The 16,184-nt window shown below is 67.2% G+C and carries 9 protein-coding genes; 7 read left to right on the forward strand and 2 right to left on the reverse strand.

What is annotated here, in order from left to right; all coding sequences use genetic code 11:
• Together otsB and ppsA are read right to left on the reverse strand one after the other, a co-directional pair.
• Nucleotides 1-3,678 (reverse strand): trehalose-phosphatase, encoded by a 3,678-nt coding sequence (gene otsB, locus NM203_RS02020; RefSeq protein WP_255057928.1) that lies wholly within the window; start codon nucleotides 3,676-3,678, stop codon nucleotides 1-3.
• Nucleotides 3,675-6,077 carry a phosphoenolpyruvate synthase gene (gene ppsA, locus NM203_RS02025; RefSeq protein WP_255057929.1) on the reverse strand — a complete coding sequence of 801 codons (2,403 nt, stop codon included), beginning with the start codon at nucleotides 6,075-6,077 and terminating at the stop codon, nucleotides 3,675-3,677. Before ppsA ends, otsB begins: the two co-directional genes overlap by 4 nt.
• A gap of 217 nt (nucleotides 6,078-6,294) precedes the next feature.
• Between ppsA and mgtA the strand changes: the two genes are divergently transcribed.
• The 7 genes from mgtA to adhE all read left to right on the forward strand — a co-directional run bounded on the left by mgtA (nucleotide 6,295) and on the right by adhE (nucleotide 16,184).
• Complete coding sequence (mgtA, locus tag NM203_RS02030) at nucleotides 6,295-8,907, forward strand: magnesium-translocating P-type ATPase (RefSeq protein WP_408633290.1); 2,613 nt, start codon at nucleotides 6,295-6,297, stop codon at nucleotides 8,905-8,907.
• 93 nt (nucleotides 8,908-9,000) lie between these two features.
• A complete protein-coding gene (gap, locus tag NM203_RS02035; RefSeq protein ID WP_255057931.1) occupies nucleotides 9,001-10,017 on the forward strand; it encodes a type I glyceraldehyde-3-phosphate dehydrogenase in 1,017 nt (338 codons plus the stop codon).
• Between the two features lie 373 nt (nucleotides 10,018-10,390).
• Nucleotides 10,391-11,353, forward strand: a complete 963-nt coding sequence (locus tag NM203_RS02040) for an Acg family FMN-binding oxidoreductase (protein ID WP_255058278.1) — start codon at nucleotides 10,391-10,393, stop codon at nucleotides 11,351-11,353.
• Nucleotides 11,350-12,723: a wax ester/triacylglycerol synthase domain-containing protein gene (locus NM203_RS02045; protein ID WP_255057932.1), complete on the forward strand. Its 1,374-nt coding sequence runs from the start codon at nucleotides 11,350-11,352 to the stop codon at nucleotides 12,721-12,723. The genes NM203_RS02040 and NM203_RS02045 overlap by 4 nt, the downstream gene beginning before the upstream one ends.
• Before the next feature lie 98 nt (nucleotides 12,724-12,821).
• Nucleotides 12,822-13,091, forward strand: coding sequence for a hypothetical protein (locus tag NM203_RS02050; RefSeq protein WP_255057933.1), 270 nt, complete (start codon nucleotides 12,822-12,824; stop codon nucleotides 13,089-13,091).
• Nucleotides 13,092-13,098: 7 nt separating this feature from the next.
• Complete coding sequence (locus NM203_RS02055; protein ID WP_255057934.1) at nucleotides 13,099-13,554, forward strand: hypothetical protein; 456 nt, start codon at nucleotides 13,099-13,101, stop codon at nucleotides 13,552-13,554.
• On the forward strand, nucleotides 13,551-16,184 hold the full coding sequence (gene adhE / locus NM203_RS02060) for a bifunctional acetaldehyde-CoA/alcohol dehydrogenase (protein WP_255057935.1): 2,634 nt from the start codon (nucleotides 13,551-13,553) through the stop codon (nucleotides 16,182-16,184). The genes NM203_RS02055 and adhE overlap by 4 nt, the downstream gene beginning before the upstream one ends.

The raw sequence follows: 16,184 nt of genomic DNA on the forward strand, positions 1-16,184 counted from the left end.
TCAGCCCGGGAATCGGACGGTGGTACCGGGCATCAACTGGACGACACGGCCGCGGCACTCGACTTCGATGCCAGCGGATTCGCGCGGATCCACGCTGATGATGACGCCCTTGCCGCTGATCCGCAGGTGCAGGTGCAACCCGCGGTAGTGGATCGGGATCGCCAGCACTCCAAGGGATTCCGGCCAGTGCGGGGAGAGGATGATGCGGTTCTGCCTGGTTTCCAGTCCGGTGAAGCACCGTTGCATGAGGTCGACGGTGCCCGCCATCGCGGCCAGGTGAATACCCTCCGACGTGGTACCGCCCTGGATGTCGGAGACGTCGGACTTCAGTGCCTGCTGGAAGAATTCGACCGCGTGGTCGCGGTTGGCCCTGGCTAGCACCCAGGTGTGGACGACGCCGCTGAGCGTCGATCCGTGCGACGTGCGGGCCAGGTAGTAGTCGACCATCTCCGGCACCCGGGCGGGATCGAAGCGGTAGCCGAGCCGCTCGAGGAGTTCGTGCAGTTCGTCGACCGACAGGAGGTACAGCAGCATGAGCGCATCGGCCTGCTTCGACGCCTTGTACCGGTTGACGTCGTCCTGCTCCGCCTCGAGGATGCGGTCCAGCCGTTGGATGTTGCCGTACTGTCGGCGAAGCCGATCCCAATCCAGCTCCGCCAGTTCACCGTAACCCTCGAACTGACTGATCACACCGTCGTGGAAGGGTACGTACATCCGTCGGCTGACGTCCTCCCAGTGCGCGATCTCGGCGGCGGTGAGTCCGATCGCCTCTCCCAGGTCGAGCCGATTCGGGAGCGGCAGCAGGTTCAACGCGTCGATGGCGCGCATGATCACCCAGACGGCCATCACGTTGGTGTAGGCGTTGTTGTCGATTCCGTCGTAGGGCGCGTCGGGGTAGCCGGAGTGGAACTCGTCGGGCCCGATGACACCCCGGATGACGAAGCGCTCCTGTGCGTCGTCGTAGGTGGCCAGGCTGACGAAGAAGCGGGCTATCTCGGCCAGCATCTCGGCGCCGTAGTCGATCAGGTACGCCAGGTCGGCGGTGACCTGGTAGAACTTCCACGCGTTGTAGGCCACGGCGATGCCGATGTGATGTGCGCGCGCACTGGCGTCGGGATTCCAGTGCCCGCTGCGCGGATTGAGGTGCAGTCGTTGGCTTTCCTCCCGGCCGTCGCTGCCGGACTGCCAGGGGTACATGGCTCCGGTGTGCCCCGCCGCGCGGGCCGCGTGGCGCGCCTCGTCCAGGCGCCGGTAGCGGTATTGGAGCAGCGACCGGGTGATCATCGGCAGCCGCAGGTTGAGCACCGGGAAGATGAACAGTTCGTCCCAGAAGATGTGACCGCGGTACGCCTCGCCGTGCAGTCCGCGCGCAGGTACCCCGGCGTCCACATCGGCGGTGTTCGGCGACACCGTCTGCAGCAGGTGCAGGAGGTGCAGTCGCAGGATCCGCAATTCGTCGCCGTAGTCGTCGAATTCGATGGACAGCCGCTCCCAGAGGTGGGTCCACGCGGTCAGATGACCCGTGAGCACCTCGTCGAATCGGCCGAGTCGGGTCACCCACCGTTCGGCTTCGGAGCGGGGTTCGCATAGTGCGACGTCCCGTCCCGTGTAGACGGTCACCATCTTCTCGACGGTGATCGTGTCACCCCTGGACAGTCGCACGGTGATGTCGTGACCGATCTCGGCGTCGCTGTCGAACAGACGGAACACGGCGGGGACCGCCAAGCCGTCGCGCCACACCGTGTTCCGTGCGGCCATCGCCACGGGGACGCGGGACTGGGTGGTCTGCATCGTCAGCGACACCGCGTCGTCGCCGAGTGCGCGCTTCTCGGCCGGCCCGAGATGCTGACTCGCCAGGTCCCGGTAGCGCTCGACGAGCGAGTTCGTCACATTGCCGTCCAGCGTGGAGCGGAACTCGATGGCGCCGGACCAGTTCTCGGCGACGATCGTCGTCTGCAGGGCACCGACGTGGGGTAGGTGCATGGCGACGAAGCGTCTCTGGGTCAGCGCGCTGGTACGGCCCTCGTCGTCGGTGAACCGCACCTCGCGCGTCAGCACCGCGTCGCGAAGGTCGAGGGTCTGCCGGTACGTCAGCACCGTGACGTCGTCGATGTCGAACCAGCGACCCCCGTCGATCCGGAATGTCAGCGCCAGCCAGTTGGGCAGATTGACGAGACTCTCGTTGTCGATCTCGGTGCCCGACACGTCGTCGGTCAGGCGGTTGAACACCCCGGCGGCGTAGGTTCCGGGGTAGTGCACCTGCCCCGCCTTGGACTCGGGTGCGGCACCCCTGGTGGCGAAGTAGCCGTTTCCCATGGTGCACAACGCCTCACGAAGCTTCTCGCTGTGCGGGTCGTACCCCTCGAACACGTAGTCCCACGACTCGCTGGATACCCGGTCCTTGTAGGACAGCCACCGGGAGCCGCGCTCCACGAACTCGCGGACCTGGTCGGGGCTGCGAAGGGAGAAGCGCGCGGCGGTCTTCCGGTCGCCGTCCTCGTCGTGTGCGACGACGATCCCGATGCCGTCGAACCGGACCGCGTCGAAGGCGTCCTCGTCGGTCAGGTCGTCGCCGATGTAGATGGGCATGAGCGAAGCGGACGCGTCGATGCGGTCGCGGATCCAGGCCAGCGTGGTGCCCTTGTCCCAGTCGATGTCGGGCCGCAACTCCACCAGCTTGCGTCCACCGGTCAGCCGGAGGCCGTCGCGGGCGCCCACCCGATGCGTCGCCGCGACGACCTCGCCGACCCGTTCGGGCTCGACGTCGCGGTAGTGCACTGCGACGGCGAATCGCTTGTGCTCGACCCGCACTCCGGCGATTCCGGCCAATCCGTCCCCCAACTCGGCGGCGGCGCGTTCGAGCACGGGGATGAACTCCGCGGCGACCTCGTTCTGGTGCCGGGTACCGTCCGGCCCGGTCAACTCGAAGCCGTGGCTGCCCGCATACCAGAGGCCGGGGATGCCCACCCGCGTGGTGACGTCGTCGAGGTCACGACCGCTCAGGATCGCCACCGGGCAGACGTCGGCGACGAGCTTGAGCGCCTCGGCCGCTCCGTCGACCAGCCTGGCGGCGGCGGGATCCGAGACGATGGGTGAGAGCGTTCCGTCGTAGTCCAGGAACAGCATCGACTCGCGAGCGCTGGTGACGCCGATCAACTGCCCGTAGGAGTCGATAGCGTTCGGCAGCTCCGACACGCGGGTGTCGCCCGTGCGCACGGTCACCTCGGCCAGATCGGTCAGCACGACGTCGGCGCCGTAGCGGACCAGGTCGTCGGCCGATCCGGCGCCGTCGATGCCGACGACGAGAGCGAACCCCCCGTCGCGGCCCGCCGCCACGCCGGCGGGGGAGTTCTCGATGATCACGCAGCGCTGCGGTCGCACGCCGAGCCGCGCAGTGGCGTCCAGAAGCACTGCGGGATTGGGCTTCTCGGCGGTTCCGCGGTGCCCTGCGGGGCCGTCGATGCAGACGCCGAACAGGTCGTCGACTCCCGCGGCCTCCAAGGCCCGCTGACACTGCGGGCTCGACGAGTACGCCGCGGCGGCAACCCCGATGTCCGTCAGCTTCTTGGCCAGGTCGACGGTCGCGATGAACATCGGGACATCGGTGGTCAGCGCGCCGTCCAGATCGAAGAGCACCGCGTCGTGATACCGCGGGTCGATGGTTACCGGAAGCTTCACGACACCGGCGACGGCACCAGCTGGTGCTCGAGTTCGAGGATCTGGCGGGTGGTCTTCACCACGGTGTCCGGATTCAGGCTCATCGACTCGATGCCGATCCGAACCAGGAACTCCGCCATGTCCGGGTAGTCCGACGGCGCCTGACCACATAGGCCGGAGTGAATCCCGTTGCGGCGGCAGCCGTCCACGGCCAACCGGATCATCTCCTTCACTCCGTCGTCGCGTTCGTCGTAGTCGAAGGCAACGATCTCGCTGTCCCTGTCGACTCCCAGCGTCAGCTGAGTGAGGTCGTTGGAGCCGATGGAGAAGCCGTCGAACCGCTTGGCGAATTCATCGATCAGGATGACGTTGTTCGGGATCTCGCACATCGCGTACACCCTGAGCCCGTTCTCACCTCGTGTCAGCCCGAGTTCGGCCATCGTCTTGAGGACGAGGTCGGCCTCTGCCACGCGACGCACGAAAGGCAGCATCAGGATCACGTTGGTGAGACCCATCTGCTCGCGCACCCGCCGCATGGCGAGGCACTCCAGCGCGAACCCCTCGGCGTAGGCCGGATGCGCGTAGCGCGACGCGCCGCGGAAGCCGATCATCGGGTTGCTCTCGGTGGGTTCGAACCCCGCTCCGCCGAGCAGGCTGGCGTACTCGTTCGATTTGAAGTCCGACATCCGAACCACCACCGGCTTGGGCCAGAACGCCGCGGCGATGGTACCGATTCCCTCCGAGAGCCGTTCGGTGAAGAACGCGCTGCCATCGGCATAGCCCCTTGTCAGGTCGTCGATGGTGTGACGCGCTACGGGATCGTCGACCTTCTCCGGGTGCAGCAGGGCGAGCGGGTGGACCTTGATGTACTCGCTGATGATGAACTCCATCCGGGCGAGGCCGACACCGTCGTTCGGCAGGAACGACGTCTTGAACGCGAGGTCGGGGTTGCCGAGGTTGAGCATGATCTGCGTTCTGGGGCGTGGCATGTCACCGACCTCGGTGCGGTCGACGTGGTAGCCCACCGCGCCGGCGTACACGCGGCCCGAGTCGCCCTCAGCGCACGACACGGTCACGACGGTGCCGTCGGGCACGCTGGTCGTGGCGTCGCCGGTGCCCACCACGGCGGGGATGCCGAGCTCGCGCGCGATGATGGAGGCGTGGCAGGTGCGGCCGCCGCGATTGGTGACGATGGCCGCGGCCGTCTTCATCACCGGTTCCCAGTCGGGGGTGGTGGTGTCGGCCACCAGTACCTGACCCGGCTTGAATTCGGCCAGCTGCGTGAGGTTCTCGATGCGCTTCACCTCGCCGGTGGCGATGCGCTCACCGACCGAGCGGCCCTCGGTGAGCACCTCACCGCGCCCCTCCATCACGTAGGTCTCCAGTGCGGTGGCGCTGTGTTGGGAGGCGACGGTCTCGGGCCTGGCCTGGACGATGTAGAGCTTGCCGTCGACGCCGTCCTTGGCCCACTCCATGTCCATCGGCCTGCCGTAATGGTCTTCGATGGCACACGCGTAGCCGGCGAGTTCCAGCACGTCGTCGTCGCTGAGGCAGAAGCGCGCACGGTCGGCCTTGGGCGTCGGCACGTTCCGGGTCGTGTTCTTGGTCTCGCCGTCGACCAGGATCATCTTCACCGCCTTATCGCCGAGCAGGCGTCGCAGCACGGCGCGGTGGCCCATCCGGTAGGTCGGCTTGTGCACGTAGTACTCGTCGGGGTCGACCGCGCCCTGCACGACGTTCTCGCCCAGGCCGTAGGCGCCGGTGACGAAAACGGCGTCGCGGAAGCCCGATTCGGTGTCCAGGGAGAACATCACGCCCGAGGAGGCGATGTCGGAGCGCACCATCTTCATCACCCCGATCGACAGCGAGACCTTGAAGTGGTCGAATCCCTGGTCGATGCGGTAGTGGATCGCCCGGTCGGTGAAGAGGCTCGCGAAACAGCGACGGCAGGTGTCGAGCAGGCTCTCGTCACCCTTGATGTTGAGGTACGAGTCCTGCTGGCCCGCGAAGCTGGCCGTCGGCAGGTCCTCGGCGGTCGCCGAGCTGCGCACCGCGAGACTCACGTCCTCACCGTATTCGCGCTGCAGCGCGCGGTAGCCCGCCAGGATCTGGGCGGCCAGCTCATCGGGAAGGCCGGCACCGTAGACGATCTCCCTGGCGCGCTTGGCCTTTCGGGCGAGCGCCGTGACGTCGTCGGGGTCGAGGCCGTCGAGTTCGGCGTGCAGTCGGTCCCAGGCTCCCGCCTCGTCAAGCATGTGGCGGTACGCCGCTGCGGTGATGGCGAATCCGTTCGGGACGCGTACTCCCTGCGCGGACAGCTTCTGGACCATCTCACCCAGCGAGGCGTTCTTTCCGCCGACCAGCGGCACGTCCTCGATTCCCATGTCCTCGAAGAAACGGACGTACTCAGACCCACCCATGACGTGTCCTCTCGCAGCGCGGCGCTCGTGTCGCGCACGACCCCAACGTCGCACAGCGGTCGGTGGGCCGAAAGGGCCGATGGTCACTCGAACCCCGACTCGCGAACTAGTGACCAACGGCCCGTTACGAGGCACGCGTCGGGCCGTAACGTCAGTCGCGTGTGGGTGCTTCGCGCTCCGTGGACTGTGACGAACGGAGGTTGAGGACGGCATGACCATGGCGCTCGGTGCTGTGCCCGCGCAACCGGGCACGGCCGGCAACCCGGAATCACTCACCCCGCAGAGGGTGGCGGCGGCGTCGATCGACGACGTGCTGGGGTGGGTGGGAAGTTCGAGAGTCGGCCTGTCCGGCGCAGAGGCCGCTGCACGTCTGACACGCCACGGACCGAATGCCGTTCGGACTCATCAAGTGAGTGCTCTCGCTGTGCTCCGGCGTCAACTGCGCAGCGCACTTCTCCTGTTACTGGCAGCCACTGCGGCGTTGTCGTTCTTTCTCGGCGACCAAACCCAGGCCATCGTCATCGCGGTGATCCTGCTAGCCAGCGTAGGGCTCGGCTTCGTGAACGAGTACCGCGCGGAACGTGCCGCTGCGGCGCTGCATTCCAGCATTCGGCACACCGCCGCGGTACGCCGCGACGGTCGTGTCACCGAGGTCGACGTCACCGCACTCGTACCCGGTGACGTCGTACGGCTCAGTCTGGGTGAGGTGGTCCCGGCCGACCTGCGCCTGATGGAGGTCTCCGGGTTGGAGTGCAACGAGAGCATTCTGACCGGAGAGTCGAGTGCCGCCGAAAAGCAGTGCGCGCCAGTTGATTCAGCCAGTGGAGTGGCGGATTCGACCGACCTGGCTTTCATGGGCAGCATCGTGAGCGCGGGTTCGGGGAGTGGGGTCGTCTTCGCGACCGGGCCGGACGCAGCGTTCGGCCGTATCGCCGCCGGACTCGGCGAACGCCAACCCGAGACGACGTTTCAGGCGGGCTTGCGGAGGTTCTCCTACTTGTTGCTGTGGGTCGCGCTCACGTTGACGGCGGTCATCCTGGTCACCAATCTGCTTCTGCAGCGGCCGATCATCGAGTCGGTGCTGTTCGCCTTGGCGATCGCGGTCGGAATCACTCCGCAGCTGCTGCCCGCGGTGGTCAGCACCAGTCTGGCCACGGGTGCGCACCGGCTCGTCAAGCTCAAGGTCCTGGTCAAGAGGCTGGTGTGCATCGAGGATCTCGGCGACATCGACCTGCTGTTCACCGACAAGACGGGCACGTTGACCGACGGTCACATCACCCTGATCGACGCGGTCGACGTGGCGGGGCAGGCATCCGACGGGGTACTCGGATGGGGTCTGCTGGCCACGGTCGACCCCACCGGCAATGCCCTGGATTGCGCGCTGTGGGAGGCGCCGCGCGCTCGTCACACGCCCGGCGAGGATCTCGAACTCGTCGCATCGCTGCCGTTCGACCACGCGCGCCGCGCCGTGTCGGTACTCGTCGGCAGCGGTGATCGACGGGTCCTCGTGGTCAAGGGCGCCCCGGAGCAGGTGATCTCCCGGTGCGTCGCGGTGCCGGTATCGGCGGCACCCACGTTGGCGGCGCTGTTCGCCGAGGGCCGACGCGTGGTGGCAGTCGCCACCAAGCCCGCCGCCGACCTGTCGTCGATCACCCCGGCCGACGAGAGTGATCTGACGCTGACGGGCTTCCTCGTCTTCGCCGACGAGCCGAAGGTCGCCGCTCGGGACTCGCTGGCGTCGCTCGCAGCCCTGGGTATCGAGGTGAAGGTCGCCACCGGCGACAACCCGCTGGTCGCCGAAAAGGTCTGTGCCGAAATGGGGTTGATGAGCAAGGGCACCGCCACCGGCGCCGAGTTGGAGTTGCTGGACGACGCGGAATTCGACGAGAGAACACAGAACTGCACCATTTTCGCGCGGATCTCACCGGAGCAGAAGGCGCGGCTGATCACGTCGGCCCGACGGCAGGCGCGTTCGGTCGGCTTCCTCGGTGACGGCGTCAACGACGCGCTCGCACTTCACGCCGCCGACGTCGGCATTTCGGTGGACACGGCGACCGATGTCGCCAAGGACGCGGCCGACGTGGTGCTGATGGAGAAGGACCTCGAGGTCCTGGCCACCGGCGTGGCGGAAGGCCGCCGAATCTTCGCCAACACGGTCAAGTACGTGTTGATGGGCACGTCAAGCAATTTCGGCAACATGTTCAGCGCAGCGGCGGCCTCGGCGGTGTTGACCTTCCTCCCGATGCTGCCCGGCCAGATCCTGCTCAACAACCTGCTCTACGACAGCTCTCAACTCGCCATTCCGACCGACCACGTCGACGCGGAGCAGTTGCACGCGCCCGCGCATTGGAACATCGGATTCATCCGGCGGTTCATGCTCACGTTCGGCCCGATCAGTTCCCTGTTCGACTTCCTCACGTTCGGTCTCATGCTCGGCGTGCTGAACGCGGCGCCGGCGGAGTTTCGCACCGGCTGGTTCGTCGAATCCCTTGCCACGCAGACGTTGATCATCTTCGCGATCCGGACCAGGCGAATCCCGTTCTACCGCAGTAGACCGTCGGCGGTGTTGACGATCTCCACGATCGCGGTCATCGGTGTCGGCGTCGCGCTGACGCTGTCGCCATTCGCCGGGGCCCTCGGATTCACGCCGCTGCCGTGGCTGTTCTTCACAGCGCTGGCTTTGATGGCCGTTGCCTACCTGGTGCTCGTCGAGGTGACGAAGAAGGTGTTCTACGAGGATCCCATTCACCTGCACGGGGCACCGCACCGTACTCGCGGACGCGACCATCGGATTCATCGTCGGGCAGCACGATTCAGTCATGCCGGGTGACCTCGTGCCCTATCGCGTGCCGCCGGGTTCGGTCAGAGTCGGGCCACGCCGTCTACGGCACCTGACCATCGCACTCACAGGGAGATTCACATAATGACGATCAGAGTCGGCGTCAACGGCTTCGGCCGGGTGGGCCGCAACTTCTTCCGCGCCGTCGACGTGCAACGCGCCGCCGGTGATACCGACGTGGAGATCGTGGCGGTCAACGACCTCACGAACATCGGAACGCTGGCCCATCTGCTCAAGTACGACTCCGTCCTCGGACGGCTACCGCGGCCGGTCTCGGTGGACGACGACCACCTGCTGGTGGGCGAGCAGCGGATCAAAGTCTGGTCGGTCGCCGACGGTCCCGCGGCCGTGCCGTGGGGGGACCTCGGCGTCGACGTCGTGATCGAGTCCACCGGGCGCTACACCGCGGCCGAGCAGGCTCGCGGTCACCTGCACGGCGGTGCGAAGAAGGTGGTGGTGTCCGCCACCTCCAAGGGCGCCGACCTCACGATCGTCATGGGGGTGAACCACCGCGACTACGACGGAAGTCAGACCGTGGTCTCGAACGCGTCCTGCACCACGAACCGCCTTGCGCCGATGGCCAAGGTGCTCGACGAGGCCTTCGGCATCGAACGCGGCCTGATGACGACGATCCACGCCTACACGCCGGATCAGAACCTGCAGGACGGGCCGCACCGGGACCTCCGCCGCGCCCGCGCCGCAGCCCTCAACGTCGTGCCCACCTCCACCGGTGCCGCGCGGGCGATCAGCCTGGTGTTGCCTCAACTCGAGGGCCGTCTCGACGGATACGCGCTTCGGGTGCCGGTGCCCACCGGTTCGGCGACCGACCTGACGGTCACGGTTCGCGAAGCGGCGACGGTCGAGGCCGTCAACGCCGCCTTCGCGACGGCGGCCGCGGGCGAACTCGGCCGGTACCTCACCTACACCGAGGACCTGATCGTCTCCTCCGACATCGTGACCGATCCGTCGTCGTGCATCTTCGACGCCGGGCTCACCAAGGTCACCGGCGACCTGGTGAAGGTCGTCGGGTGGTACGACAACGAATGGGGCTACTCGCACCGCCTCGTCGACCTCACCGGCCTTGTCGCTTCGACGCTGTGATGACCTTCGTCCCTATTGGCGCGGCGGCGATGCCACGACGATGAGGCGGGATCGCCTGATCGGAGGAACCGATATGAAACCCGTGGCCCAGTGGGATTCGCTGAACTGGGACGATTTGTCGTGGGAGTTCCTCAGATCGGAATTCGCCGGTGGTGGATACGCGTACTGCGCCCTCGAACGTCGGCTAGACAGCTATCTCCGGCACCACGGTCTGCACCAGATCGTCAATGACGGAACCGCCTACGGCAGGCTCCTCAAATGCGTCATCGCCAACATCGGCGTCGCCCGTCGTCGCGGCGTCATCGGGGAGAGGGCAACGGCAGCCTTTGCCGACCGCCAGACGTCTCGAACCGGTGACACCGTCGACGACCGCGTGCTGCGGGACGGGGTGGAGCTGGCGTGTCGCGCGCCCTCACTGCACAACAGCCAGCCGTGGCGCTGGGTCGTCGACCGCGGGACCCTGCACCTTTTCGCCGACCGCGCACGGCTACTGCCCGGTGCCGACAGCGCAGGCCGGGACCTGCTGCTGAGTTGCGGCGCAGCACTGGATCACCTGCGGGTGGCGATGGCCGCTTCCGGCTGGGAGACGATCGTCGGGCGCCTTCCGGATCCGCAGGAGCCGGATCATCTGGCCGCGATGACCTTCCGCCGGTCGGAGACGGTGACCGACGCGCAGCGGCGACGTGCCGATGCGATCCTGCGACGCCGCACCGATCGGTCGCCGTACGAGGTACCCGCCAACTGGCCGGAGCTCGAACCGAGGCTGCTCTCGTCGGTCGTCTCGCACGACGTGCTCGCCGATGTCGTGCAGGATTCGGAACGTCCCACGCTCGCGTTGGCATCCCGGCTTACCGAGACGCTGCGCGAGTACGACGAGGTCTACCAAGCCGAATTGGAGTGGTACACATCGCCTTACGCTGTCGGCGAGGGCATTCCGCCGACGGCGCTACCCGCCGGGTCCGAGGCCCGCCACACCGACGTGACGAGATTCTTCCCGTCGGGCGCACGCGACGACCAGCACCACGGCATCGGCGATGATCGATCGAAGATCCTGGTGCTGTCCACCCACGACGGTACGGATCGCATCGACGTGTTGCGTTGTGGCGAAGCACTGTCAGGCGTCCTGCTGGAGGGCACCCTCGCGGGACTCGCGAGCTGCACCTTGACGCACCTGACCGAGTCGACGTTGCACCGTGACGTCATCCGCTCGGTGACCCGCGCCGGCGGATCCCCGCAGGTGCTGATCCGTTTCGGTTCGGCGGCAACCGTTACCGAGCCGCAGCCCATGACACCGCGACGGCCGCTGGCCGACGTGTTGAGGGGAGTCCCCACATGACGCAGTTCATGAGCAACAGCGATGCCTTCACCTGGGCGATGGAGAGCGACCCCCGATTGCGTTCGACAGTCGTCACCGTCGTCGTGCTCGCCCGGTCGCCGGACTGGGACGAGGTGCGTGATCGCTTCCACGCCATCGCGCGCGCGGTGCCGATGCTGCGACAGAGAGTCGTGCCCTCTCCGCCACCGGCACCGCCCAGATGGGAGGAGGCCCCGGACTTCGACCTCGACTTCCACATGCGCAGAGTCACCGCGGCCGCACCCGGCACCTTCGACACGGTGCTGGAGATGGCGCGGGTCGCGGCGATGGAGGACTTCGACCGGGCGCGTCCGCTCTGGGAGGCCACGCTGATCGACGGTCTCGAAGACGGCGGTGCTGCCATGCTTTTGAAGTTCCACCACGCACTGACCGACGGCGTCGGTGGCATCCAGATCGGAGCGATCCTCTTCGATCTGGACGAGGTTCCCGAACAGCGCGCTCCCGTGACGACGTTGCCGGACGCGTCACCGCCGCCGTGGCTGCGCCGCTTCACCGACACCGCGTGGTACGACGCCCGCCTCGTCGGCAACGCCGTGGCTGGAACGCTGAAGGTGGCGCCCAAGTTGGTCTCCCAGAGCATTCTGCGCCCGGTCGACACCGCGTCGTCGGTCGCGGGGCTGGCCGCCTCGGTGTACCGGACCATGCGCCCGGTGACGCGTAAGGGATCGCCGCTGATGACCGAGCGCAGCTTGATCCGTCGGCTCGGGGTGCACGAAGTCCCGTTCGCTCGGCTGCGGAACGCCGCTCACCGTGCCGACTGTGCCCTGAACGACGCGTTCGTGGCCGCGGTGGCCGGCGGGTTGCGGCTGTACCACGAGAAGCACGACGTCACGGTCGGCGACCTTCATCTCACGATGCCGATCAGCTTGCGCGTCGACGGGGACGCGATGGGCGGCAACCGGATCACGATCATGCGGTTCGACGTTCCGGTCGGCATCGTCGACCCCGCTGAACGCATTCGCCGGATTCACGAGCGGACCGGCGCGGTGCGTACGGAGAAGTCGCTGCCGTACACGCAGTGGATCGCGGGCGCGCTGAACATGATGCCGCGCTGGTACATCGGCTCGGTGCTCCGCAACGTCGACTTCCTGTGCAGCGATGTGCCGGGGATTCCGGTGCCGGTGTTCCTCGGAGGGGCGAAGGTGCTGACCCAGTACGGCTTCGGGCCGACGATCGGTGCCGCCGTCAACGTCACGCTGCTGACGTACGTGGACACCTGCACGCTCGGCATCGACGTGGACACCGGCGCGATTCCCGACTTCGAGGTGTTCATGGACTGCCTCGCCGCGGGATTCGACGAGGTGCTGGCACTCGCGGCGGTCGACGTGTGAAGCGGTCGGCTGCGGACTACGCGCGGAGGTATCCGATCTGTCGTACCTGATCCGCCGCCCGGTGCTGGTTCGACTTCGTACCGACCGTGGAGATCGCCATGGTGGCACTTGCCATCTCGCCGTTGCCACCGCTGCTGCCGACGCGCGAGGCCAGTGCCGGTGCGAGCGCGCACTACGGCCTCGGACTGATGGTCGTGCTCGCGCTGTTGTCCGTCGCCGTCGTGCCGCTGGCCGTTCAGCTGATCGGCGTGGTCTTCGGACGCGAGTACGTCGTGTCGCCCAGTGCGATCGTCGCAGTCGTCTCGACGTCCTGCTCGGGCGATAGGGGACTTGCGGCCCTGTCGTCCACGAGGGGGTGCGGCGCATAGTCTCGGCATGGGTCACCGAATGCCCCGGAGGGTTGCGGTTGCGGGCATCGTCGGCGCCGCCGTCCTGGCGGCGGTGCTCGTCGTGCCCGGCCTGCATATCGGCGCCGATGCGCCGTGGTTGGGTGCGGTGGTCTTGCTGATGCCCACGGCGGCGGTGTTGGCCGTGACGGGCTACCGGCACTACGGGTTTGGGCGTGCGGTGGCCATCGCCCTCTCGGTCGCGGTCGCCGCGGGCGCGGTGAGCTGGCTCGTCGCGATGTTCACGTTGGTGAGAGCGCTCAGCGGAGCGGGTGTCGAACCGCCGTGGGCGATCCTGCTGTTCCTCACGCCCGTCGTGTCGGTGCTGGCGCTCGGTGCGCTCGCGTTGCGCATCGTCCCGGCGCGGTCCGAGTCCGGTGACCAGCCGACCGTCCCCGCAGCGCCTGCGGTGCCCACTCCCGACGGTCACGAGGTTCGAGAATGACTCCAACACAGTCGAATGCCGATCTCCTCGCCCCGAGTCGGACGAGCGAAGCCACCCCACCGGGTCCACCCGACGAGCGCCGACTCCGGGACGTCGACCGCATCGTCGACGCGGCGGCCGAGGCGGCCCGCGAGTTCCGCAAACTCGACCAGGCGCAGGTCGACGCGATCGTCGAGGCGATGGTGCGCGCCGGGCTGCGCGCGGCCGCCGAGTTGGCGAGTGTTGCCATCGAGGAGACGGGGTTCGGCGTCTTCGAGGACAAGGTCGTCAAGAACTACGTGGCGACCGAGTTCCTGCACGACTACCTGCGTGGCAAGAAGTCGGTCGGCGTCGTCGACGAGGACGTCGAGAGCAACATCCGCTACGTCGCCGAACCCATCGGTGTGGTGCTGGCGATCACCCCGGTGACCAACCCGACGTCCACTGTGCTGTTCAAGGCGATCGTGGCCGCGAAGACGCGCAACGCCTTGCTGTTTCGACCCTCCCCGTACGCGGTGCGGTCGTGCGAACGCAGCGTCGAGATTCTGCGTGACGCCGCCGAGGCGGCAGGCATGCCGCACGGGGCGCTGCAGGTCATCCCGGATGCCGCCCACGAGGTCACCCACTACCTGTTCAAGCATCCGAAGGTGGACTTCGTCTGGGTCACCGGCGGCCCGAAGATCGTCGCGCTGGCCAACGCGTCCGGAAAGCCCGGCGTCAGCGTCGGACCCGGCAATGCGCCGATCTACATCCACCAGACCGCCGACGTGAAGGGTGCCGTCGTCGACATCCTCATCTCGAAGACCTTCGACTCGTCGGTGATCTGCCCCGCCGAACAGACGTGCATCATCGACGACGCGATCTACGACGAGACGATCGCCGAATTCGAAAGGATGGGCGCCCGGCTGCTCAGTGACGGCGAGGCCGCCAAGATCGCGGAGTTCGCCTTCGGCTGCGGTGACAAGATCTCGCTGGATGCGGTGGGGCAGAGGGCCTCCGAATTGGCCGCGCGTGCGGGCTTCACCGTCTCGCCGACCGTGAAGATCCTTCTGGCGCCGCTGCCTTCCGATCTCAACGAGCTCGCCGCGCATCCGCTGGTCAACGAGAAGCTGATGCCGGTGCTCGGCATCGTGCGCGCCCGCGACGTCCAGCACGGCATCGACGCCGCCGTACTGGTCACCGAGCACGGCGGGCTCGGACACACGTCGGCGATCTACGCCAACGACGACGACGTCATCGAGCGGTACAGCCTCGCGGTGCGCACGGGACGCATCCTGGTCAACGCCCCCACCGCAGTGGGCGCGCTCGGCGGCATCTACAACAACCTGACGCCGACGTTCTCGCTCGGTTGCGGTACCTGGGGCGGGTCGAGCACCACCGCGAACGTCAACTACCGCCAGTTGCTCAACATCAAGACCGTGGCGCACCGTCGGACACCGCCGCAGTGGTTCCGGGTGCCGTCGAACACGTACTTCAACGAGGGCGCTCTGGACAACCTGCGCGACCTCGAGTGCGAGACGGTCGTCGTCGTCACCGACGCGTCGACCGAGGAGCGCGGCGTCGTCGACCAGGTGCGCAGCAGATTGAGCACCCACCACGTGCAGGTGTTCAGCGAGGTCACTCCGGAGCCCGACGAGGCGTTGATCCGCCGCGGCGTCGCGCTCCTGCAGCGGGCCGAGCCCGACGTGCTGATCGCGGTGGGTGGTGGATCGGTTATGGACGCGGCCAAGGCGATGCGGTTGTTCTACGAGCATCCGGAGATGAACCTCGACGAGTTGACGATGCCGTTCCTGGATCCCCGCAAGCGCGTCGCGTCCTTCCCGACGGATCGCCACCGGATTCAATTGGTCGCCATTCCAACGACATCCGGTACCGGATCGGAGGTGTCGCCCGCAGCGGTGCTGACGGTGGGCGGACGCAAGGAGACGCTGGTCGACTACAGCCTGGTGCCGGACCTCGCCATCGTCGATCCCGTCCTGACGTCGTCCATGCCGTCGACGCTGACCGCCGACACGGGCGTCGACGCGCTGACCCACGCGCTGGAGGCGGTCATCTCGATCTTCGCGTCGTCCTACACCGACGCGTTGTGCGCTCAGGCGGTGCGGCTGATCTTCGGTGCACTGCCCAGGGCCTACGACGATCCCGACGACCTCGCGGCGCGGACCGACATGTCGAACGCCGCAACCCTTGCGGGCCTGGCGTTCTCGAATGCGTTCGTCGGAACCAACCACGCGCTGGCGCATGCCGTCGGGGCGAGGTTCGGCATTGCCCACGGCCGGGCGAACGGGATCTTCCTGCCCCATGTGATGCGCTACAACTCGAGCCTGCCGAGCAAGTTCATGCCCGCGCCGGGTTACTCGGCGTACGTCGTTCCCGAGAAGTACGCGCAATTGGGTCAATTGGTCTTCGGTGGGCATGAACCCGAGGACAGCAGGGAGCGGCTGTTCCGCGCGGTGGAGGAACTGCTCGACCGACTCGACATGCCACGCTCGCTGCAGGAGTACGGCGTGCCCGAGGACGAGTTCCTCTCCGCGCTACCCGAACTCGCGATGACCGCGTTCGAGGACCTGAGCAACCGCACCAACCCGCGCATGCCGCTGGTCGACGAGATCGCCGGACTGCTGCGGCTGGGGTACTACGGCGCCGGCTGA

Source organism: Mycolicibacterium arenosum, assembly GCF_024320865.1.
GTDB classification, from domain to species: Bacteria; Actinomycetota; Actinomycetes; order Mycobacteriales; family Mycobacteriaceae; genus Mycobacterium; species Mycobacterium arenosum.